This is a genomic window from Pseudonocardia sp. TRM90224 (genome assembly GCF_021245725.1).
In the GTDB taxonomy this organism is placed as follows: domain Bacteria; phylum Actinomycetota; class Actinomycetes; order Mycobacteriales; family Pseudonocardiaceae; genus Pseudonocardia.
Window position 1 is genome coordinate 700,399 of sequence record NZ_JAJGSX010000003.1, and the last position, 21,022, is coordinate 721,420.

A 21,022-nucleotide genomic window follows, 5' to 3' on the forward strand; every position below is an offset into this window, starting at 1 on the left:
ACTTCACCTGCCTTCTGCCGATCGGTTACGGGTGCGAGTCGTGCGAGTTCAGTGCCAGTTCTGGACGTGCGGGGACGTACGAGGCCGTGCAGCCGAGCCGGGGAGCCTAGTGCCCGAAGGATCCTTGCAGCTCCGCGCGGAGCTCCGGGGTGAGCAGCTGGCCGACCCGGTCGACGAGCAGCGTCATCTCGTACCCGATCAGACCGATGTCACAGCTCGGTGACGCCAGCACTGCGAGGCACGATCCGTCGCTGATCGACATGAGCAGGACGATGCCGCGGTCCATCTCGACCACGGTCTGCACGACGCCGCCGGCGTCGAAGCAGCGCGCGGCGCCCTGCGTCAGGCTGATCAGCCCTGACGAGACGGCGGCGAGCTGGTCGGCCCGGTCGCGCGGCAACCGGTCGGAGCTCGTGAGCAGCAGCCCGTCGGCGGAAACGACGATGGCGTGTGCAACGCCGGGCACACGCTCGGCGAAGTTGGTGACCAGCCACCCGAACCGGCTCGGCTGCGTCTGCGGTGCGGTCATGACAGCTCCTCGCTGACGCTGCCCGCCGCTTCGACCGGCGGGATTGATGATCTTCTAGCGACAACCTCGATCACGTGCGCTCCTCGTCGTGATTGCCACCCGCTGTGGCGGGGTCAGTACCTTCGGCACCAGCGGTGCCGCGTGTCCGGCTTTCCCGGCCCTGTCGGACGCCCTGCTGGTAGCTGGCGAGTCGCCCGCGGATCATCTCCGCACTGCGGGACGCCGCTGCCGGCGGGGTCAGCACCGTCGAGCCCGCGCTGCCCGGGACCAGCCGTGCCCGCGGCCGGCGCTTGGGCAGCCCCGCCGAGGTGAGCTCGTCGGGGGTGTCGTTGGCGATCTCGGCGGCTGCGGCGCGCCAACCCTCGTCGGCGGCCGACGCGAACGTCGGTTCCGGCATCGGCTCCGGCGCAGGCTGCTGCGTGGGCTGCTGAACGGGCTGTTGAGCGGGCTGCTGGACGGGCTGCTGGATCGGGACCTGCTCGGTGACGGGAGCAGCGTCGGGCATCGGCGCCGGGGTCGGGCGCGCCACCGGGGCGGGCCGCGGTGCCGGTGTGGGGCTCGGCGCCACCCGTGCCTCCGGCGCGGGCGCCGCGGGTGGTGCCGCGGGCGCCGACGCGGCGGCTGCCGCCTGCTCGGCGGACGGCTCGCCCTCGCCGTTCTCCGTCTCCCAGTTGACCGGGATCGGGCGGTTCGAGCGGAACCACGCCGAGGCGATCTCCTCGAAGATCGGCGTGGTCTCACCGAGGTCGAACCCGGTGGCGCCGTTGCGGACGACCGGGGTCGGTTCGGCGATCACCGGGACGCTCGGCGCGAAGAGCTCGTCGGGCGTCGAGGCCTGCACGGGCCGGTTGACCGGCGCGGGCGCCGGGTTGGCGCGCGCGACGGGCTGCGGGTTCGGCTGGTTCTGGGGCGGAACGGGCTGCTGCTGCGTCGGCTGCTGGTGCTGCGGCGCGGCCGGGTACTGCTGCTGTGGCGGGTACTGCTGCGGCGGGAGCTGCTGGTACGACTGCGGCTGCCCGGGGTACTGCTGTCCCGGGAACTGCTGCTGCCCCTGCTGGCCCTGCGGCGGGTTCGGCTGCTGGAACAGCTGCTGGTGCTGGGGTGCCTGGTGCTGCGGTGCCTGATGCTGCGGTGCCTGCTGCTCCGGGGCCTGCGGCTCGGCCGGCGGGGCCGAAGCCTGCGCCTGAACGGCCGGCTGCGACGGAGTCGGCGGCGGCAGGTACTGCGGCATCTGGATCGGCGGCATCTGGACCTGCGGCTGCTGCTGGTTGACCGGCGGCTGCTGGTTCTGCTGGTGCACTGGCTGCGGGGTCGGCCGCGGCGAGGGCTGCGCCTGCTGCTCCGGCTCCGGCTTCGCCCGCTGCGGGAGCGGTGCGCTGCCGGTGCGACCGATCACCGGGATCGGCATCGTCGGCGGGGCCGGCGGCACCGGGGTCGGTCGCGGCGAGGGCAGCGGTGCCGCGCCCGTGCCGAACATGGAGTCGCCACCGGGGGTCTCACCCGTGGGCGGCGCGGTGAAGGTGCTCGCCGCCGCCGCGTTGCGGGCCGCCTCGGCCTGCTCCGCTTCCTTCTTCGCCTGCTCGGCGGCCCGTGCAGCGCGCTCCTGCTCGGCGCGCGCAGCGGCCTCCTGGTCGCGGCGAGCCTGCTCGGCGACCTCGCGCGCCTTGCGCTGCTCGTCGTCGGGCGGGCCGGTCTCGTCGGGCTTGCGCGGCGGGCCGTCCGGGCGCAGCGAGGAGCCTGGACGGCGGCTCGGCAGCGGCGGGGTCGCCGGTGGCGTCGTGGGCGGGGTGGTCGGCGCGGGCGGTGCGCCGTTGGTCCCGTTCGCCGGCCCTCCGAACAGCGAGCTGTCGCCGCCGGTCGGGACGTCGAAGACGCTGCCCGGGTTCGCGGGCCCGTCGGTCCCCGCGACGAACGCGGAGAGCGAACCGGTCTGGCCGGCGCCGTTCAGGCTGTTGCGCTGCTGCTGCTGCGGCATCCCCTGCGCCATCGCACCCTGCAGCGGCACCGGGGTCGGGCGCGGCGTGCCGGCCGGGCGGCCGATCTCGGACGGCTCGCTCGACGGCACCAGCGAGGCCGGGACCGTCACCGAGGCGGTGAGGCCGGAGCCCGGCGCCGACGACGAGGCCGAGAGCCGCACGTTGATGCCGTGGCGGGCGCCCAGGCGACCGACCACGAACAGGCCCATGCGGCGCGAGGCCGAGACGTCGACCGTCGCGGGCCCGCTCAGGCGCATGTTCGCATCGGCGAGCTCGTGGTCGACCATGCCGACACCGCGGTCGGCGATCTCGACGACGATCGAGCCGTCGGGCGTGCGGGTGGTGCTCATGACCACCTGCGAGTCGGGCGGGGAGAAGTTGGTGGCGTTGTCCAGCAGCTCGGCGAGGAGGTGGACGATGTCGCTCGCCGCCCGGCCGACCAGCGTGGCGTTCGGCGGGGTCTGCACCACGATCCGCTGGTACTGCTCGACCTCCGAGACCGCAGCCCGGAGCACGTCGACCATCGGGACGGGTGCGACGTTGCGCTTCGCGAGGTCGGTGCCGGCGAGGACCAGCAGGTTCTCGCTGTTGCGCCGCATGCGGGTCGCGAGGTGGTCGAGCTGGAACAGGTTCGACAGCTGGTCGGCGTCCTGCTCGTTGCTCTCCAGCTGCTCGATGAGCGTCAGCTGGCGCTCGACGAGCGCCTGGCTGCGCCGGGAGAGGTTGACGAACATCGCGGAGACGTTCGACTGCAGCAGCGCCTGCTCGGCGGCGAGCCTGATCGCCTGGCCGTGGACCGCGTCGAACGCCCGCGCCACCTGCCCGACCTCGTCGCGCGATGTCAACGGGACGGGGTCGACGGTGACGTCCGGGGTCTCCCCGGCGCGCATGCTCTCGACGGCGAGCGGGAGGCGCCGCTCGGCGACGTCGAGCGCCGCGGTGCGCAGGACGCGCAGCGAGCGCAGCAGCGCGCGGGCGACGAGCACCATGACCGTGATACCGGCCAGCAGGCCGAGCATCAGGATGACGGAGTTGACGCCGGCGAGGTTGCTGGCGCGGTCGGCCGCGGCGTCGGTCGTGACGTTGAGCTCGCTGCGGACGTCCTCGATGTTGCGGTCGATGACGGCGCGGGAGTCGTTGTAGGCGGCGTCCCAGGCCGCGCTCGTCGCGAGGATCGGCTCACCTCGCTGGCCCTTCCCCTTCACCTCTTCCCGCAAGGCGTCGCGGACGTCGTTGGCGGTGAGGTCGTCGAGCACGTTGCCGACGTTCGATACCGCGACGAGCGCCACCTGGAACTCGCGGTAGTCGCTGGTCAGCTGCGCCCTCGCGGCTTCGAGGGCGGTGAGGTCCTCGGCGCTGATCGGGATCGTGCCCCTCGGGGCGACGGTGGCCACGCGGATCGCCGCGCCGATGATGGTGTGCTCGACCGCGAGCTGCTCAGCGGCGTTCGTCGCGGCGGTGAGGCCGTCGGAGAGGTTCGCGGACGCGGGCGTGCGCAGCTGGCGCAGCATCGCCCGGTCGAGCGCGTCGAGCCTGCTGATGATGTTGCTGTAGCGGTTGAGGATGTCGCCGCGCTTGTCCTGGGCGGTGATGTCGACCGCGGCGCGCAGCAGCTCGAGCTGGCCGAGCACACCCTCGGTGCCCTGGCGGACGGCCGTGCTGCCGTCGTCGAGGTCCTCGCCGGTGCCGATGGCATCGCGCATCTTCGTCACGGCGTCGTTGACCTGGCCCTCGGCCACGTTCAGCACGCCGGCGTCGCCGCTGCGGTTGCCCGCGATGTAGAGGACGGCCTCGTCGCGCTCCTGGCGCAGTGCGTGGGCGGCCGAGGCCACCTCGTCACGCAGGGCGAGCAGCCTCGTGTCGCTGCCGAGCTGGGAGGCGGATCCGGCCTGGTCGGCGACGCGCAGCGCGCCCAGGATGAGTGCCAGCAGAGCCGGCACCAACCCGATCGCGACGAGCTTCCACACGAGGGTCCAGTTGCGCGGGTCGAGGCGATCCGCCCACGACGGTCCGCTCTGGATGCTGGTCACGTCAACGTCCCCCTGAGGATTGCCGGCGACGATCGGCCGAACTCTGGCATGCGCGCACCTTCAACGCGAGGGCGGACCGGACGAGATGCGGTCCTGCGGCGGTGGATGGCCGTGTGCGGTCGCAGCTCCCGTGGAGCATCGCGATGAGACATCGAGTGGATCCGTCGCGCCTTCTGTCGGGGGCGTGCCGGTGGGGTCGCCGGCCCGCGTCGTACAACTCCATCACCATCCGACACGCGCGCCCCGCTGGGGAAGGGCCGCTACCGCCGGAACCGGGTATGATCGCGACGACACACGTGCGCGTACGGACGAAGCTGCAGAAGTATAGCCCGAGTTCGTCACGCCCCAGTCCTTCGAGGTAGACCCAGAACCGGCCGTTCCCCCGTTTGGACGCGCCTCGCACTCTGAGTAGCCCGAGCAGCCCGATCCGGTTCCCCCGGCTGGGCCATGTGAGGAGTACGACAACAATGACCGACGGGCCGCTCATCGTCCAGTCCGACAAGACATTGCTCCTCGAAGTGGATCACGACGCGGCCGCGGAGGCCCGCTCCGCGATCGCTCCGTTCGCCGAACTCGAACGCGCGCCGGAACACGTCCACACCTACCGCGTGACACCGCTGGCGCTTTGGAACGCGCGTGCGGCGGGCCACGACGCGGAGCAGGTGGTCGACGCGCTCGTGCGCTACTCGCGCTACGCCGTGCCGCAGCCGCTGCTCGTCGACGTCGTCGACACGATGGGCCGCTACGGGCGGCTGCAGCTGACCAACTCGCCGGTGCACGGGCTCGTCATGGTCGCGTTCGACCGTGCGGTGCTGGAGGAGGTGCTGCGCCAGAAGAAGATCGCCCCGCTGCTCGGCGCGCGCATCGACGACGACACCGTGCTCGTGCACCCCTCCGAGCGCGGCCACCTCAAGCAGGCCCTGCTCAAGATCGGCTGGCCGGCCGAGGACCTCGCCGGCTACGTCGACGGCGAGGCGCACGCGATCGCCCTCGCCGAGGACGGGTGGACGCTGCGCGACTACCAGCGCCAGGCCGTCGAGGGCTTCTGGGCGGGCGGCTCCGGGGTCGTCGTGCTGCCCTGCGGCGCGGGCAAGACGCTCGTCGGCGCGGCCGCGATGGCCCAGGCGCAGGCCACCACGCTGATCCTGGTCACCAACACGGTGGCGGGGCGGCAGTGGAAGCGCGAGCTGATCGCGCGCACCAGCCTCACCGAGGAGGAGATCGGCGAGTACTCCGGCGAGCGCAAGGAGATCCGGCCCGTCACGATCGCGACCTACCAGGTGATCACTCGCAAGACCAAGGGCGAGTACAAGCACCTCGAGCTGTTCGACTCGCGCGACTGGGGCCTCGTGATCTACGACGAGGTGCACCTGCTGCCGGCCCCGGTGTTCCGCATGACGGCCGACCTGCAGTCGCGGCGGCGGCTCGGCCTGACCGCGACGCTCGTGCGCGAGGACGGCCGGGAGGGCGACGTCTTCTCGCTGATCGGCCCGAAGCGCTACGACGCGCCGTGGCGCGACATCGAGGAGCAGGGCTGGATCGCGCCCGCCGAGTGCGTCGAGGTGCGCGTGACGCTCACCGAGGCCGAGCGGATGGCCTACGCGGTCGCCGACGCCGAGGAGCGCTACCGCATGGCGTCCACGGCGCACACGAAGGTCAACGTCGTGAAGGCGGTGCTCGCCCGCCACCCCGGGGAGCCCGCGCTCGTCATCGGTGCCTACCTCGACCAGCTCGAGGAGCTCGGCGAGGCGCTCGACGCGCCGATCATCCAGGGCTCCACCAAGAACAAGGAGCGCGAGGCGCTCTTCGACGCCTTCCGCAAGGGCGAGATCCCCGTGCTGGTCGTCAGCAAGGTCGCGAACTTCTCCATCGACCTCCCGGAGGCGAGCGTCGCCGTGCAGGTCTCGGGCACGTTCGGCTCGCGGCAGGAGGAGGCGCAGCGGCTCGGCAGGCTGTTGCGGCCCAAGGGCGACGGTCGGCAGGCCCATTTCTACTCGGTGGTCTCCCGCGACACCCTCGACACCGACTACGCGGCGCACCGGCAGCGGTTCCTCGCGGAGCAGGGTTACGCCTATCGGATCGTCGACGCCGACGACCTGCTCGGCCCGGCGGTCCCCGACGTCGGCTGAGCCGGCCACTCTGCATCACCCGTTTGCCACGGATGCGCACGTTCGAGTGTATGTGCCTGCGCTCACAGCTCCGGTGACCGACACTGGAGACCTGCGTCGAAGCGGGGAGCGAGCATTTCAACCATCGGATGGATCATCATTGGGGTGGCGGCCTGGATCGTGGTCGCCATGGTGGTCAGCATCGTGCTCGGTGGCATGCTGCGCCGGCGCGGCGCCGAGCTGCCCCACGTGCACCCCGAGGAGATCATTCGCGGCATCCCGGCGCAGCGCCAGGCCACCGAGGACGAGTGGAGCGATTCGCGGATCGGACGGGAGCACCGCTGACCGTCAGTTCTATTTGGCGCCGCGGTGGTCGAGCAGGATCCGCAACGTCAGCGCCGACGCCCACAGCCAGATGATCGCGCCACCGGCCAGCAGCAGGCGCAGGTCGTCCGCGGGGAACGCGGCGAACCCCAGCGCCAGGTACGCGATCGGCACGATCGCGCTGGAGGTCGCCCAACCCCGCCTGCCCTGACGGCGGAACCGCAGGGCGAAGACGACGCAGGCGGCGATCAGGGCGAGGCCGGTGAGCATCGGGGCGAAGCCGTGCAGCGTCGCGTGCCAGCTCATGCTCGCCGGCATCCCGTCGGGGGTGCCGGGTGGGAAGCCGAGTGCCGGATCGGTGGCGAACAGGCCGCCCCAGATCAGCCCGATCCCGTAGCCGCCGATCAGGATCGGGCCCCACCGCGCCCCCAAGGCGGCGCGTTGCAGCGCTCGACGAAGGCCGACCGCGGAGGCGACCGCCAGCAGCCCCGCGACGATGAACGTGGCGGTCTGCACCCAGCCCTCCGCGCCCAGCGCGAGCTGGCTCAGAGCGTGGTAACGGGGATCGAACCCCTCGCGCACGCTCTCCTGTAGGACGACGGAGAGGACGAAGAGCGGTCCCGCGGCCGCACCGCAGGCCAGTAGGACCGGTGTGCTGCCCGGATGCGCGGACGGGTCGGCGGTGCCGTCTCGTCCGGCCGCCGGTGTTCGGGTTGATTCGTGCATGGCAGCTCTCCTCTCTCTTCTGGTCCGATGCGGGATGGCTCAGCCGTAGAGCGAGGCCCCGGTCTCCAGCAGCGTCTTCAGCCCGGAGAGCACCTCGGCCCAGCCGCCGCCGGCGCCCTCGACCTGCCCGGCGACCATCGCCGCGGTGTTCGGCGCGCCCGTCACGTCGTGGGTCACGGTCAGCACCGACACCCCGCCCTGACCGCTGGTGATCTCGTAGGTGAGCCGGGTCGCCGGCTCGGTCTCCCAGGCCGCTTGCCAGGTCTGCACGAGCCGGTGCGGAGGATCGGCCTCGACGACCTCACCGGTGACCACTTCCTCCGGCATGCCGCCGGCCTGCATCTCCGCTGTGGCGACCGTCCGGAACCGCCCGCCGGGGCGCAGGTCGTACTCGACCCGCCCGCCGTAGCCGTACCGCTCGGACCACTCCGGCTTGGTGATCGCCGCCCAGATCGCCTCCGGGGCCGCCTTGATGAACACCCGGTGCACCTGGGTCGTCGTGCTGACGTTCTCCTGCGTGGGCATGTCGGTCCCTTCCAGTTCGGCCTTCAGATCCGCCAATGCCGACACCGGCCGCTCGGTGTACTTGTCGATCCACCGGTCGTGGACGAGCCGGATCGGCACGCCGAAACTTCCCCACCGTTTTGCCAACCTGCAGACCCTGGAGGCCGTGCAAGTAGGCAAAACGGTGGGGAAGTTCGTTGACGGGGTGCGTCAGCCCTCGTAGTCGTGGCCGGTCAGGCCGCGGTAGACGAATCGTGTGAGGGTCTCGATGGCCTCGTCGTCCGTCGGTGGTTGCGCGCCGTCCGGGGTCGGCGCCACCAGCCACGTCGCCGCGAAGTTGTCGAGCAGCTGGTACATCATCGAGAGGCACAGCTCGGTACGCCCCGGCAGTGCCATTCCCGCGTGCGTGACCTGGTCGAGGTGGCCGGTGAGGTCGGCGGCCTGCGCGGTGAAGAACCCGGTCAGCTTCCGTGCGAACGGCTCGCTGACCAGTGCGGCCTGCCGGAGCGCGACCATCGTCGCGGCGTGCTCCTTGTAGAACCGCCAGTACTGGGCGACGTGCCAGCGGACCGCGGCGGGGTCGCTGAAATCGGAGAGGTGGTCGGGGCCGAGCGCCTGCTCGTCGCCTGATTCGGCCATGTCGACCAGCAGGGCTTCGAGCAGCTCCTCCTTGCTCGCGAAGTGGTTGTAGAACGACCCCGCGGCCCGGCCGGCCTCCGCCGTGATGTCGGTGATCTTGGTGTTCAGGTAGCCCTTCTCCGCGAACACGCGCCTGGCGGCGTCCTTCAGTGCCGTCTCGGTGCCTGCCGCCTTCTCCTTGCGGCTCATGACCGCCATCCGCCACCTCCCTGCTTGACGCGGACGCTAGCAACCGTCATTCTGAATCTCAGTTCACTGAATCACAATTCATCAAACGGAGGTCGTCATGGACACGCAGGTGCTGGTCGCGGGAGCGGGCCCCACCGGGCTGACGCTGGCCATCGAGCTGGCGCGGCGCGCGGTGCCCGTCCGGGTCGTGGAGAAGGCGGCGAGCTTCTTCATCGGGTCGCGGGGCGACGGCCTGCAGCCGCGCACGCTGGAGGTGTTCGAGGACCTGGGTGTGCTCGACGCCGTGCTCGCCGCGAGCTCGCCGCCGGTCCCGATCAAGGTCTACGCAGGGGGCCGGCCCGTCGGCGAGCACACGATGTTCGAGACGGTCGAGCCGACGCCCGCGGTGCCGTACCCGACCGGGCGCTTCCTCGGGCAGTCGCAGACCGAGGCCATCCTGCGCGGCCGGCTCGCCGAGCTAGGCGTGCACGTCGAGCTCGCGACCGAGCTGTTCGGCTTCGAGCAGGACGGCGCCTGCGTCACGGCGCTGCTGGGCACGGGCGAGAGCGTCCGCGCAGCCTTCCTGGTCGGCGCGGACGGTGGGAGGAGCGCCGTGCGCAAGGCGCTCGGGGTGGCGTTCGAGGGCACGACCGACGAGTCGATCCGGATGCTGCTCGGCGACGTCCGGGCCGACGGGCTCGCCCACGACGTGGGGCACTGGTTCGGGGCCGCGGACGACCCGATGCGCGGGGTCATGTTCTCGCCGCTGCCGGGCACGGAGCACTTCCAGTTCGCCGCGGCGCTCGGCGACGGCGACCTCGCCGTCGAGACCGCGCTCCCGACGCTGCAGGCCCGGCTCGACGAGCACTCCGGCGGCGGCGTCCGGCTGCATGACATGATCTGGTCGACGGTGTGGCGTCCGAACGTCCGGCTCGCGCAGCGGTTCCGGGTCGGGCGGGTGTTCCTCGCGGGCGACGCCGCGCACGTCCACCCGCCGACCGGCGGCCAGGGCCTCAACACCGGCGTGCAGGACGCGTACAACCTGGGGTGGAAGCTCGCCGACGGCTCGCCGGAGCTGCTGGACAGCTACGAGGCGGAGCGGCGGGCCGTCGCGGCGCAGGTGCTCGGGATGACGTCGGAGATCATGCAGCGCTACATCGACGGCGACGAGGACGCGCACAAGCGCGGCGCGGAGACGACGCAGCTCGGTATCTCCTATCGCGGCGGGCCGCTCTCCGCGCCGGGGACGGGCCGGCTGCGGGCGGGCGACCGCGCGCCCGACGCGCCGCTCCAGGACGCCAACGGCAAGCGGGTGCGGCTGTTCGAGCTGTTCAGCGGGCCGCACGCCACCCGGCTCGCGTTCGGCGACGCGCACGTAGACTCGGAGGTCGACACGGCCGACGTGCCGACCTACCGCATCCTGCCGGCGGGATCCGTCGCGACCGGCACCGACCTCGTCGACGCCGACGGGCACGCCGCAGCTGCCTACGACGCGGGCGTGGTGCTCGTCCGCCCCGACAACCACGTCTGGGAGATCACCCCCCGGTGACCCGAACTTCCCCACCGTTTTGGGCACATGCGCGCTTTTTCGGCGCGCATCCACCCAAAACGGTGGGGAGATCCGGGTCGCGACGCACCGGTCTGCATCCGGGTGTGTCGCGATGGCGACGAGTTGTGCGATCGTCCGCGGATGGCGTCGAGCAGGGAAGCCGCGGCACAGCGGGCCCTCGAGCAGGAGGACCTGCTCAACACGCTGCTGGCCGAGCGCGACGGGCTGCTGTCCGTCCTCGACAGGGTGCTGGCGCTCAACGGCACCGCCCGACTGATCCGCGACGCGGCCGCTGCCGACGCCGGGTTCGTCGCGGACGTCGCCGACGGCGGCAACGCGGTGATCCGCTGGCTGGCCGGCAACCGCACCGACTCGCTGCAGGACCTCGAGGTGCCGCGCGGGCAGGGCGTCGGCGGCCGGGTGCTGGCGCTGGGCACGCCGGTGCGGGTGAGCGACTACATCACCGCGCGCAGCATCACCCACCAGTTCGACGGCCCGGTCCGCCGGGAGGCGATGGGCGCGATGCTGGCCGTCCCGATCCTCGACAGTTCGTCGGGGGTGCCGCGAACGGTCGCCGTCGCGTACGCGGCGCTGCGCGGGCCGGGGGAGTTCGGCGACGGCGCAGTGCAGGCGGTGGAGGAGGTTGCGGTCGACGCCGCGCGGGCGCTGCGGCTGGCCGACCGGGCGAAGGCGGGCCAGCGGACCGCCGTCGCCGCCGAGCGCCAGCGGATGCAGGCCTCGCTGCACGACTCCGTCGGGGCGATGCTCTTCTCGATCGGCGCGCAGGTGCGCGACCTGCGCTCGACGCTCCCGGACAACCCGGTGCTGCGCACCCAGCTCGGGCGGCTCGAATCGGACGTCTCGGCGGCGTCGCGGGCGTTGCGGGAGGCGCTGCTCGCGCTCAACGACGCCAGCCCCGAGCGGGCGTTGCCGATCGAGCTGGCCGAGCACTGCCGCAGCTTCGAGGCGCGCACCGGGGTCGCGGCCCGGTTCATCCAGCTCGGCGACGTCCGCCCGCTCGACGTCGAGCGCACCACGCTGCTGATCAGCGCCGTGCGCGAAGGGCTGCTCAACGCGGAGAAGCACGCCGAGGCCGGCACGGTCGTCGTCAGCCTCGGCGAGATCGACGGCGGGGTGCAGGTGGCCGTCGCCGACGACGGCATGGTGCGCGACTGCGGCGAGGACACCAGCGGCACCGGCCTGGGGATCCGGCTTCTCGCGGAGAAGGCGGCGCGGCTGGGCGGTCGGGTCAGCCTGGTGCACGACGAGGACGGCGGCACGACGTTGCGGATGATGCTGCCCGGTTCCGGCCGGACATCGTGAAGGCGGCATCGTGAAGGCGGCAGCATGACGGCGGCACGGGTGATGGTGGTCGACGACCACCCCGTCGTCCGCGACGGTGTTGCGCTGCTGCTGCGCGGCGAGCCGGCGCTCGTCGTCGTGGGGTCGGCGGAGAGCGGACGCTCCGCGCTGGAACGCGCCCCCGGCCTGCGACCCGACCTCGTGCTGCTCGACCTGCGGCTGCCCGACATGCTCGCGCCGGAGGTCATGGCGGGGCTGCGGGACATCGTGCCGGCGGCGAAGGTCGTCGTGTTCACCGCGCACGGTGACCACCACGGCGTGCAGGCCGCGCTCGACGCCGGCGCGCACGGCGCGTTGCTGAAGGACGCCGCCAAGACCGACATCGTCGCCGCGCTGCGCAAGGTGCTGCGCGGCGAGCGCGTGTACGACCCGCGGATGCTCGGCGGCGAGGCCGGCAGCCAGGCCGCGCTCGCCCGCAGCGGGCTGACCCGCCGCGAGTACGAGGTGCTGCGGCTGGCCGCGCAGGGCCGGACCAACCCGGAGATCGCGGAGAGCACCGGCCTGGCCCGCAACACCGTGAAGACCTACCTGCAGTCGGCCCTGCACAAGCTCGGCGCACGCAACCGCGTCGAGGCGATCGGGAAAGCCAGCGAGGCCGGCCTCCTCTAGCCCGAACTTCCCCACCGTTTTGCCAACCTGCACGCCTTCCCGGGTGTGCAAGTAGGCAAAACGGTGGGCAAGTTGCGTTGCCGTGGGTGGTCGGAGCAGCGCGAAGTGCTACGGATGGCCGCATCCGAGGTCACGGACTGTCAACTTTGACGCTCGTATCTCCACTTGGGGGTGCCCGCGCGGTGTGGCGGCCAACACCATGTGCGCGCCGGTCCACCCAGGACCGGTCCCCCGGGCAAGGGAGCCTGACGTGGCTGATCAACGGGATACGGCGTCGTGCTGAGCGTGCGCGGCCTCTCCGTGCGGTACGGGCGGTCGGTCCGCGCGCTGGAGTCCGTCGACGTCGAGGTCGGTGGCGACGCCGTGCTCGCGGTGCTCGGTGGCAACGGAGCGGGGAAGTCGACGCTGCTGCGTGCCGTGTCGGGCACGCTCAAGCTGCACGGCGGATCCGTCACCGCGGGTGAGATCACCTTCGACGGCCGGCGCATCGACCGGCTCGATCCCGCGCTCGTCGTCCGGCAGGGCGTTGTCGCCGTGCCGGAGGGCCGGCAGGTCTTCGCCCGCATGACGGTGGAGGAGAACCTGCGCGCCGGCGGGCTCGGCGCGCGGTCGGCCTCGACGAGGGCGAGCTCGCGCGAGCGGGTGCGGCAGCTGTTCCCGGTGCTCGCGGAGCGGGCGGGCCAGCGGGCCGGCCTGCTCTCCGGCGGTGAGCAGCAGATGCTCGCGATCGGGCGGGCGCTGATGTCCGACCCGAAGCTGCTCCTGCTCGACGAGCCCTCGCTCGGCCTCGCGCCGCAGATGGTGGGGCGGATCGCCCGGATCATCAGGGAGATCCACGAGCAGGGCACCGCGGTGGTGCTCGTCGAGCAGAACGCGACGATGGCGCTGCAGGTCGCCGATCGGGCCGCGGTGCTGGAGGTCGGGCGGATCGCGCTCGCGGGCTCTGCCGCCGAGCTCGCCGCGAGCGACGACGTGCAACGCCTCTACCTGGGCGGACACGCCGAGTCGCAGGCGCAGGCCGAGTCGGAGGAAGCGGAAGCGCGAGCGCATCGCGGCCGCAAGGTGCTCTCGAGGTGGGCCGGATGAGCGTGGACACCGAACCGGGCGCCGACCTCGACGTGCCGGCCCTCCCGGAGCTGCGCGACGGAGTGCGGGAGCTCGTCGTCGAGGACGTGACGCTGCGCTTCGGCGGGATCACGGCGCTGTCCGAGGTGTCGTTCACCGTCGCGCCCGGCACCGTGCACGCCCTCATCGGGCCGAACGGCGCGGGCAAGTCCAGCTGCTTCAACGTGATCAGCGGGCTCTACCGGCCGACGCAGGGCCGGGTCCGGCTGGGCGAGCAGGTGCTCACCGACCTGCGCCCCTACCGGCTGGCCGGGCTCGGCATCGGCCGCTCGTTCCAGAACATCGCGCTCTCGCCCGGCTCGACCGTCCGCGACAACGTGATGCTCGGGCGCCACTCGCTCACCCGCGGCGGGTTCCTCTCCGGCGGGCTGCGCCTGCCGTGGACGACCCGCGCGGAGCGCAAGCACATGGCGCGCGTCGAGGAGATCTGCGACTTCCTCGGCGTGGCCGACCGGCTCGACTCGACGGTCGCGGTGCTGCCGTACGGCATCGCGAAGCGCGTCGACATCGCCAGGGCGCTGGCGTGCGAGCCGACGCTGCTGCTGCTCGACGAGCCCGCCGCCGGGCTCAACGCCACCGAGACCGCCGAGATGGCCGTGACCATCCGCGAGCTGCGCGACGCGCTCGGCATCTCCGTGCTCCTCGTCGAGCACGACATGGGCCTGGTCATGGGCATCGCCGACCGCGTGAGCGTGCTCGACTTCGGCCGGCTGATCGCCGACGGCCTGCCGGCGCAGGTCCAGTCCGACCCCGAGGTGATCAAGGCGTACCTCGGCACCGCAGAGGACGGGGACGCGTGATGGAGACCTTCGTCCAGCTGGTCGTGAACGGGCTCGGCAAGGGCGCGGTCTACGCGCTGCTCGCGCTCGGGTTCGTCGTCATCTTCAAGGCGACGGAGGTGGTCAACTTCGCGCACGGCTCGCTCGTGCTGGTCGGCGGCTACCTCGTCTACGCGCTGAAGGACAGCATGGGCTGGATCGGCGCCGCCGTGGTCGGCATCGTGTCGGCCGCGCTGGCCGGGCTGGTGCTGGAGCGGCTGCTCGCCGGCGCGCGCAACGCCGACCACAACGGCCTCGCGCTGCTCACGATCGGCGTCGACGTGATCATCACGGAGGAGATCGTGCGTCGGATCGGCGCCGACATCCCGTTCATCGGCGACCCGTACGACTCGCAGCCGATCCAGATCGCCGGCCTGACGATCTTCCGGACGCAGTCGATCGCGCTCGTCGTCGGCGCGGTGCTGATCACGGCGTTCTTCCTGGCGTTCCGGTTCTCCAGCTGGGGTGTCGCGATGCGGGCGCAGGCGGAGAACCGCGAGGCCGCGGCGCTGATGGGGATCCGCAGCTCGCGGGTGACGGCGACGGCGTGGCTGGTCGCGGGCGCGCTGGCCGGGGTGGCCGTGCTGTTCATGGCGACGCAGGACTTCTCGGGCGCCGGGCTGGGCCGCGGCACGCACGCGATCGCGTTGATCGCCTTCCCCGCCGCGATCCTCGGCGGTCTCGACTCCACCGCGGGCGCGGTGGTCGGCGGGCTGGTCGTCGGGCTCACGGAGGCGCTCTCCGCGCAGTACATCTCGTTCGAGTTCTCCAAGAGCGCGGTGTTCCTCGTGATGCTGCTGGTGCTGGTGATCAGACCGTCGGGGCTCTTCGGCACGAAGGAGCTAAGTCGTGTCTGACACGCTCGTCGCATCCCCGCGCGCACCGCTGCCGCCCATGCCGGCGCGGCGTCGCCGGAACTGGCTCAAGATCGTGGCGACGCTGTTGCTGTTCGTGTTGCTCCTGCTGCTGCCGATCATCACCGGCACCGGTGTCGCCTACCTCAAGGTGGCGCAGTACGTCCTGATCGGCGCCGTCGGCGGCATCGGCCTCACGCTGCTCGTCGGCCAGGCCGGCCAGCTCTCGCTGGCGCACCCGTTCTTCCTGCTGGTCGGCGCGGTGAGCTACGCCGTCATAGCGGGCGACCCCGAAGAATCCGACGATCTCGTGGGGCTCGGCCTCCCTCCGCTGGTCGCGGTGATCGGTGCCGTCGTGATCTGCGGGCTGATCGGGCTCGCGTTCGCTCCTGTCGCCGGCCGGCTCCGCGGCATCTACCTCGGTGTCGCGTCGCTCTCGCTGGTGTTCCTCGGGCTGTGGCTCGGGCAGTCGCTCGAGATGTTCACCGGTGGCACGTCGACCGGACGCACCCCGCCGACGTTCGAGCTGTTCGGCTTCCCGTTCTCGAACGCCGACCCGTCGCCGACGCTGTTCGGCGTCGCGATCGAGAAGGAGCAGCGGCTCTGGTACCTCTTCCTGGCGTTGGCGTTCATCGCCTACTTCCTCGCCCGCGGCGCGGTGAACAGCCGCGTCGGTCGCTCGTGGCGGGCGGTGCGCGACAACGAGGCCGCGGCCACCGCCATGGGCGTCGACGTGCGGCGGGTGAAGGCGGGCGCGTTCGTCGTCTCCTCGGCCTTCGCCGGGCTCGCGGGCGTGATGACGGCGTTGTGGCTCGACCTGGTGAAACCCGACGAGAACGAGTTCACCGGCACCTACTCGCTCGCGGTCTCGATCGCGTACCTGGCCATCGTGATCATCGGGGGGCTCGGCTCGGTGCCGGGCGCGGTGGTCGGCTCGATCGTGGTGTACGGCCTGGAGAAGTTCTTCCGGCTCGGTGCCACCGAGTTCGGCTGGTTCGCAGAAGCGGAGTTCGGCGGGATCAACGCGGTGGTGCTCAGCGCGTTCATCTACGGCGCCGCGGTCGTGCTGGTCGTGCTCTTCGAACCCGGTGGCGCTGCCGCCATCGGGCGGCGGCTGGCAGCGCGGATGCGCCGGCCGGCTGCTGTTGCGTCCGTGCCCAACGGGCGTCCCACCCCCGAAAGGAACGACGATGATCCTCCGGCGTAAGGCAGGGCGCTCGGCGCTGATTGCGGGCGCACTGGCGAGCACGCTCGTGCTCGCCGCCTGCGGAAGCACGGCCGACAACCAGCCCGGCGGCACCACCGGTGCCGGTGGGGTGAAGACCGACAAGGGCGTGACCGACTCGACGATCACGCTCGGGATCATGGGCGACACCACCGGCGTCTTCAAGAACCTCGGCGCAGCCATCAACGCGGGCAACTCGATCTGGGCCGAGGACGTCAACGCGGCGGGCGGCATTTGCAACCGGCAGATCAAGATCGAGATCGTCGACCACGGGTACAAGGCCGACACCGCGAAGACGCTCTACCCGCAGCTGGAGCCGAAGGTGCTCGGCATGGTGCAGCTGCTCGGCTCGCCCGTGCTCGCGGCGCTCAAGCAGAACCTGATCGACGACAACCTGACCGCGGCACCCGCGTCGTGGTCGAGCGAGATCCTCAACAACCCGAACATCATGATGATCGGCACCACCTACGACCTCGAGATCATCGACGGGCTCGCCTACCTGCAGCAGGAAGGGCTGATCAAGGAAGGCGACACGATCGGCCACATCTACATCGACGGCGAGTACGGCGGCAACGGGCTCAAGGGCTCGAAGTTCTACGCGGAGAAGCACGGCCTCACCGTCAAGGAATCCAAGATCACCTCGACGGACAGCGATCTCACCAACATCGTCACCGGCCTGCGCGGCGACGGCGTCAAGGCCATCGTGCTGACCACGACCCCGGGGCAGAGCGCGTCGGCGCTGGCCGCGAACCAGGCGCTCGGGCTGAACGTGCCCGTGCTCGGCAACAACCCGACGTTCGACCCGGCGCTGCTGCAGAGCCCGGCGGCGAACGCCCTGGGGAACCTGTACGTCGCTGCGTCCAGCCCGCCGTTCTCGTCGAAGACGCCGAAGGCCGTCGAGGTCGCCGCGAAGTACAAGCAGAAGTACGCGGGCGCACCGCTCAACGCCGGTCTGCACGTCGGGTACGTCGAGGGCCTCGTGTGGCAGGCCGTGCTGACCAAGGCCTGCGAGTCGGGCGACCTCACCCGCGTCGGCGTCCAGAAGGCGCTGACCTCGCTGTCGTCGGTGAAGACCGACGACCTGGTGGCCGAGCTGGACTACAGCTCACCCGGCACCCCGCCCACGCGCGGCGTCTACATCGCGAAGGTGGACCCCGCGGCCGAAGGCGGGCTCACCGAGGTGGCACCGCTGTTCACCGCCCCCGATGCCGAGGGCTACAAGGCGCCGCACCAGAAGGGCTGACCCACCTCCCGGATTCCCCCGACCCACCCTCCAGGGGTGGGTCGGGGGCTTTTCGGGGCTCTTCCCTGAGGTGGCGGCGGCGGGCGCCGGGCAGTCTCGGATGCATGGAAACCAACTCCGCCCCCGCCGGTCCCTCCCTCGAGAAGGACGCCGCCGCGGCCACCACCGTGATCGACCCGGCCCTCGCTCCCGTGCCGGCGCAGGCGCCGGCGAAGAAGTTCCGCCTGCACCGCAGCCGCACCGACAAGATGCTCGGCGGCGTCTGCGGTGGCCTCGCCGAGAGCCTGGGCGTCGACAGCACGCTGATCCGGATCGGCCTCTTCGCGCTGACCGTGCTCGGCGTCGGCACCGGCGTCGTCGTCTACGTCGCGATCTGGGCGCTCGCGCCGGAGGGCGAAGAGGACTGACCTGCTCAGTGCTCGTGAGGCTCAGTGCTCGTGGCTCGCGTCGTGCCGGATGCGGTTGCGCTCCTCGGCGTTGCGGTAGGTCTCCCAGCTGATCAGCCCGATCAGCACGACGGTGAGGATCGAGAGCATCGCGAGCGCCGGCAGCAGCGCCACCAGCGGGATGAGCGCCACGAGCAGCACCGCGACGCCGATCCGCTCGAAGTTGAGCATGCCGGCGACGTAGCGCTTGTACGCGACGTGCGCGAGCAGGTAGAGCGAGGCGCCGCCGTAGAGGGCGTAGAGGGGCAGCCCGTACATCGGGTCGGCGAGGGTGTGCCCCTCGTCGCCGCCGATGTAGCCGAGCGCCTTCTTGAGCCCGAGCGCCATCATGATGATGCCGACCACCAGCGGCAGGTGCATGAACGTGTAGCCGCCGCGGCCGAGCTGGATCTGGCGTTCGCCTTCGGCGGCCGCGAGCGCCCGCTCGGTGACCAGCGCGGTGATGTCGAAGTACGCCCACCAGAGCGCTCCCGTCACCGCGAGCCCCAGCACCGACGCGACGATGATCGGCCACGAGATCGGCAGCTCGGCCACCCCGATGCCGATGGAGACGATCGACTCACCCAGCGCGACGATGATGATCAGCCCGTGGCGCTCGGTGAAGTGCTTCGCCGAGCCCATCCGCCACTTGCTGCCGGCGGCCAGCGTGCCGAGGTAGTCGCCGAGGATCGCGCCCACCCAGATCAACGTCTGGGTCACGCCGGTCGTCTGCGACGCGATCGTCAGCAGCACCGTGCCGGCGAGCATCGAGGGGACGAACCGCAGCACCTGGCTGCGCAGTTGCGGGTCGTCCCGGCTCACCAGGAAGAAGATCACGATGTGCACGCCGCGCACGACGAAGTAGCCGACGGCGAAGACGAGCGGGCCGTGCAGCCCGCCCGGCATGTCGTCGAACGCCTCGGGGATCGTGATGGCCTGCACGAACAGCGCGCCCATCGCGGCGAACAGGCCGACCCGCATGACCCCTTCGTCGGCCTTGACGACGTTGCAGAGCCACGAGTAGCCGATCCAGCACCACCACATCACGGTGATGATCAGCAGCCCGCGGATCATCTTCGTGGCGTCGAGGTCGTGCGCCATCCAGTCGGTGACGCGGGTCAGCGCGAACACGAAGACGAGGTCGAAGAACAGCTCGAGCGGCGTGGCGACGGCGCGTTCGCCGACAGCCTCCAAGCGCCCACGCCGGGGTGTTGTCATGGCGCAGATCGTGCACCAGCGCGGAGACGGTTTCCAGCGCAGTAGGAATACGGATGTCCGTGTCGGTGGGGGCTCATAGGTTTCAACCCATGGCGGCGACAGCGACGGGGAGCGATGGGCGCCCGCTGCGTTCGACCGGACCGAGGCCGTACGAGGGGCCGGCCTCGGTCCGGTGAGGACGCTCGCGGTGAGAGCTCTGGGGGGATGCTCGCCGTCGTGGTGGTGGCGCTGTCGGTTGCCATCGGCCTGGTCGGGGAGGACGTTCGCCGTTCTCCCCGACCTGGCCACCGGTGACGGCCCGATGTGACGGCAATGCCATGGCGTCATTACGTCCGCGCGTGTTGTGCTGGCGGTCGTGACCACAGCCGCACTGCTCACGTTCACCGCCGTCGCGCTGCTGGGTGTGCTGACGCCCGGCCTCGACACGATGGTTGTGCTGCGGCATTCGTTGCTCGGCGGCCGCCGGGTCGGGATCGCGGTGGTGCTGGGCATCACGGCCGGCTGCCTGGTCTGGGGGACCGCCAGCACACTCGGGCTGAGCGCGCTGCTCACGGCGTCGGAGATCGCGTACCGCATCGTGCAGCTGGCCGGTGCGGCATACCTGATCTGGCTCGGCGCCTCCGCGCTGTGGAAGACGCTCCCGAGCAACCGGAAGGCGGGCGCGGAACCCGAGATGCAGATCGCGGGCGCGTGGCGCGGGTTCCGCGCCGGGTTCGTGACCAACCTGCTCAACCCGAAGGTCGGCGTCTTCTACGTGAGCCTCCTGCCGCAGTTCATCCCGGCCGGCGGGCACGTGGGCTGGGGCGCGCTGCTCGTGACCATCCACGTGGCCGTCGGGGTGGTGTGGCTCGGAGCGCTCGTTGTGCTCGCCGCGACCGCCCGAAGGCTGCTGCTGCGTGAGCGGGTCCGGCGGTGGCTCGACCGCACCACCGCCGGCGTCCTGCTCTCACTCGGTGTTGCCATGGTGGCCGACACCCGCTGACGGAACGGCCCGGCCCGACCAGTTCGCGAGGCGTTCGGTCGGGCCGGCGTCGTCGCGTGGGGCGACCGGAGCCTCGAACGGGACGGGGCCGCCGCGCCGTTCCGCGGGCAGGAGCGTGCCCGCAACCTGCAGCACGGCCTCCGCGAGCGCGGGATCGGCCTCGGCCGGCTGCCCGGTGGCGACGGCGAGGTCCCAGCCGTGCACGAGCGTCTCGTTGAGGTAGCCCCAGAGCGAGGCCCGGCCGGGCACCGTGCCCCACGGCACCGTGACGGGGCGGTCGAGCACGGCGTCGTCGCTCCAGACCGCGAGGGTCTTCTCGGCCGCGGCGCCGTAGGCCGTGGCCAGCTCGGCGTCGGGGATGCCGGTGCGGAGGACCGGGATGCTCGTGAAGTCGCCGCCCTCGCCGATCACACGGGCCCGCTCGACGGTGGCCACGAGGTGGCTCATCAGCGTGCGCACGTCGAACTCGGTGCAGGGTGTGGGCGACTCCAGCCGATCGGCGTCGACGCCGGCCATGATGCCGTGCGTCCAGCTGATGGCCTCTGCGTAGAGGGGGCGGGGGTCCGTGTTCGTCATGGGGAGAGCTTCTCGTCGAATCCCGACACCTC

General features: G+C 71.6%; 19 protein-coding genes. 12 read left to right on the plus strand and 7 right to left on the minus strand.

Features of this window, described 5'->3' with window-relative positions; all coding sequences use genetic code 11:
* Positions 1–106 precede the first annotated feature (106 nt).
* On the minus strand, positions 107–529 hold the full coding sequence (locus tag LL648_RS07515) for a roadblock/LC7 domain-containing protein (protein ID WP_232661670.1): 423 nt from the start codon (positions 527–529) through the stop codon (positions 107–109).
* A 70-nt stretch (positions 530–599) separates the two neighbouring features.
* Positions 600–4,535: a sensor histidine kinase gene (locus LL648_RS07520; protein ID WP_232661671.1), complete on the minus strand. Its 3,936-nt coding sequence runs from the start codon at positions 4,533–4,535 to the stop codon at positions 600–602.
* Positions 4,536–5,002: 467 nt separating this feature from the next.
* Between LL648_RS07520 and LL648_RS07525 the strand changes: the two genes are divergently transcribed.
* Both LL648_RS07525 and LL648_RS07530 read left to right on the plus strand, forming a co-directional pair.
* Positions 5,003–6,664, plus strand: coding sequence for a DNA repair helicase XPB (locus tag LL648_RS07525; RefSeq protein ID WP_232661672.1), 1,662 nt, complete (start codon positions 5,003–5,005; stop codon positions 6,662–6,664).
* 144 nt (positions 6,665–6,808) lie between these two features.
* Complete coding sequence (locus LL648_RS07530) at positions 6,809–6,988, plus strand: hypothetical protein (RefSeq protein ID WP_232661673.1); 180 nt, start codon at positions 6,809–6,811, stop codon at positions 6,986–6,988.
* 9 nt (positions 6,989–6,997) lie between these two features.
* On the opposite strand, the gene LL648_RS07535 is transcribed toward LL648_RS07530, so the two are convergent.
* The 3 genes from LL648_RS07535 to LL648_RS07545 form a co-directional block, all read right to left on the minus strand.
* On the minus strand, positions 6,998–7,693 hold the full coding sequence (locus LL648_RS07535) for a DUF998 domain-containing protein (RefSeq protein WP_232661674.1): 696 nt from the start codon (positions 7,691–7,693) through the stop codon (positions 6,998–7,000).
* A 39-nt stretch (positions 7,694–7,732) separates the two neighbouring features.
* Entirely contained in the window at positions 7,733–8,317 is a 585-nt protein-coding gene (locus LL648_RS07540) for an SRPBCC domain-containing protein (RefSeq protein WP_232661675.1), read from the minus strand.
* A 90-nt stretch (positions 8,318–8,407) separates the two neighbouring features.
* Positions 8,408–9,034, minus strand: a complete 627-nt coding sequence (locus LL648_RS07545; RefSeq protein ID WP_232661676.1) for a TetR/AcrR family transcriptional regulator — start codon at positions 9,032–9,034, stop codon at positions 8,408–8,410.
* An 88-nt stretch (positions 9,035–9,122) separates the two neighbouring features.
* Between LL648_RS07545 and LL648_RS07550 the strand changes: the two genes are divergently transcribed.
* The 9 genes from LL648_RS07550 (at position 9,123) to LL648_RS07590 (ending at position 18,196) form a co-directional block, all read left to right on the plus strand.
* Positions 9,123–10,553: an FAD-dependent monooxygenase gene (locus LL648_RS07550; RefSeq protein WP_232661677.1), complete on the plus strand. Its 1,431-nt coding sequence runs from the start codon at positions 9,123–9,125 to the stop codon at positions 10,551–10,553.
* A 141-nt stretch (positions 10,554–10,694) separates the two neighbouring features.
* Positions 10,695–11,876 (plus strand): GAF domain-containing sensor histidine kinase, encoded by a 1,182-nt coding sequence (locus LL648_RS07555; RefSeq protein ID WP_232661678.1) that lies wholly within the window; start codon positions 10,695–10,697, stop codon positions 11,874–11,876.
* A 24-nt stretch (positions 11,877–11,900) separates the two neighbouring features.
* Positions 11,901–12,524, plus strand: coding sequence for a response regulator (locus tag LL648_RS07560; RefSeq protein ID WP_232661679.1), 624 nt, complete (start codon positions 11,901–11,903; stop codon positions 12,522–12,524).
* Between the two features lie 300 nt (positions 12,525–12,824).
* Entirely contained in the window at positions 12,825–13,610 is a 786-nt protein-coding gene (locus tag LL648_RS07565) for an ABC transporter ATP-binding protein (protein WP_441344302.1), read from the plus strand.
* Complete coding sequence (locus LL648_RS07570; RefSeq protein WP_232661681.1) at positions 13,607–14,449, plus strand: ABC transporter ATP-binding protein; 843 nt, start codon at positions 13,607–13,609, stop codon at positions 14,447–14,449. Before LL648_RS07565 ends, LL648_RS07570 begins: the two co-directional genes overlap by 4 nt.
* Positions 14,449–15,324: a branched-chain amino acid ABC transporter permease gene (locus tag LL648_RS07575; RefSeq protein ID WP_232661682.1), complete on the plus strand. Its 876-nt coding sequence runs from the start codon at positions 14,449–14,451 to the stop codon at positions 15,322–15,324. Before LL648_RS07570 ends, LL648_RS07575 begins: the two co-directional genes overlap by 1 nt.
* The gene (locus LL648_RS07580) at positions 15,317–16,528 is read left to right on the plus strand and encodes a branched-chain amino acid ABC transporter permease (RefSeq protein ID WP_232661683.1); all 1,212 of its coding nucleotides are present in this window, start codon (positions 15,317–15,319) and stop codon (positions 16,526–16,528) included. Before LL648_RS07575 ends, LL648_RS07580 begins: the two co-directional genes overlap by 8 nt.
* A complete protein-coding gene (locus tag LL648_RS07585) occupies positions 16,512–17,789 on the plus strand; it encodes an ABC transporter substrate-binding protein (protein ID WP_232661684.1) in 1,278 nt (425 codons plus the stop codon). Before LL648_RS07580 ends, LL648_RS07585 begins: the two co-directional genes overlap by 17 nt.
* 104 nt (positions 17,790–17,893) lie before the next feature.
* Entirely contained in the window at positions 17,894–18,196 is a 303-nt protein-coding gene (locus tag LL648_RS07590; protein WP_232661685.1) for a PspC domain-containing protein, read from the plus strand.
* Between the two features lie 21 nt (positions 18,197–18,217).
* On the opposite strand, the gene LL648_RS07595 is transcribed toward LL648_RS07590, so the two are convergent.
* Positions 18,218–19,432, minus strand: coding sequence for a low temperature requirement protein A (locus LL648_RS07595; protein WP_232661686.1), 1,215 nt, complete (start codon positions 19,430–19,432; stop codon positions 18,218–18,220).
* Positions 19,433–19,787: 355 nt separating this feature from the next.
* Here LL648_RS07595 and LL648_RS07600 point away from each other — a divergent pair, with 355 nt between their 5' ends.
* Complete coding sequence (locus tag LL648_RS07600) at positions 19,788–20,414, plus strand: LysE family translocator (RefSeq protein ID WP_232661687.1); 627 nt, start codon at positions 19,788–19,790, stop codon at positions 20,412–20,414.
* On the opposite strand, the gene LL648_RS07605 is transcribed toward LL648_RS07600, so the two are convergent.
* Positions 20,379–20,990: a TIGR03086 family metal-binding protein gene (locus LL648_RS07605; RefSeq protein WP_232661688.1), complete on the minus strand. Its 612-nt coding sequence runs from the start codon at positions 20,988–20,990 to the stop codon at positions 20,379–20,381. The two genes, LL648_RS07600 and LL648_RS07605, sit on opposite strands and share 36 nt — an antisense overlap.
* Positions 20,991–21,022 lie beyond the last annotated feature (32 nt).

Bases quoted from the DNA above. Each gene is read 5' to 3' on its own strand.
- LL648_RS07515 (WP_232661670.1), bottom strand. From the start codon at position 529: ATGACCGCACCGCAGACGCAGCCGAGCCGGTTCGGGTGGCTGGTCACC.
- LL648_RS07525 (WP_232661672.1), top strand. From the start codon at position 5,003: ATGACCGACGGGCCGCTCATCGTCCAGTCCGACAAGACATTGCTCCTC.
- LL648_RS07535 (WP_232661674.1), bottom strand. From the start codon at position 7,693: ATGCACGAATCAACCCGAACACCGGCGGCCGGACGAGACGGCACCGCC.
- LL648_RS07545 (WP_232661676.1), bottom strand. From the start codon at position 9,034: ATGGCGGTCATGAGCCGCAAGGAGAAGGCGGCAGGCACCGAGACGGCA.
- LL648_RS07550 (WP_232661677.1), top strand. From the start codon at position 9,123: ATGGACACGCAGGTGCTGGTCGCGGGAGCGGGCCCCACCGGGCTGACG.
- LL648_RS07555 (WP_232661678.1), top strand. From the start codon at position 10,695: ATGGCGTCGAGCAGGGAAGCCGCGGCACAGCGGGCCCTCGAGCAGGAG.
- LL648_RS07560 (WP_232661679.1), top strand. From the start codon at position 11,901: ATGACGGCGGCACGGGTGATGGTGGTCGACGACCACCCCGTCGTCCGC.
- LL648_RS07570 (WP_232661681.1), top strand. From the start codon at position 13,607: ATGAGCGTGGACACCGAACCGGGCGCCGACCTCGACGTGCCGGCCCTC.
- LL648_RS07575 (WP_232661682.1), top strand. From the start codon at position 14,449: ATGGAGACCTTCGTCCAGCTGGTCGTGAACGGGCTCGGCAAGGGCGCG.
- LL648_RS07585 (WP_232661684.1), top strand. From the start codon at position 16,512: ATGATCCTCCGGCGTAAGGCAGGGCGCTCGGCGCTGATTGCGGGCGCA.
- LL648_RS07590 (WP_232661685.1), top strand. From the start codon at position 17,894: ATGGAAACCAACTCCGCCCCCGCCGGTCCCTCCCTCGAGAAGGACGCC.
- LL648_RS07595 (WP_232661686.1), bottom strand. From the start codon at position 19,432: ATGACAACACCCCGGCGTGGGCGCTTGGAGGCTGTCGGCGAACGCGCC.
- LL648_RS07605 (WP_232661688.1), bottom strand. From the start codon at position 20,990: ATGACGAACACGGACCCCCGCCCCCTCTACGCAGAGGCCATCAGCTGG.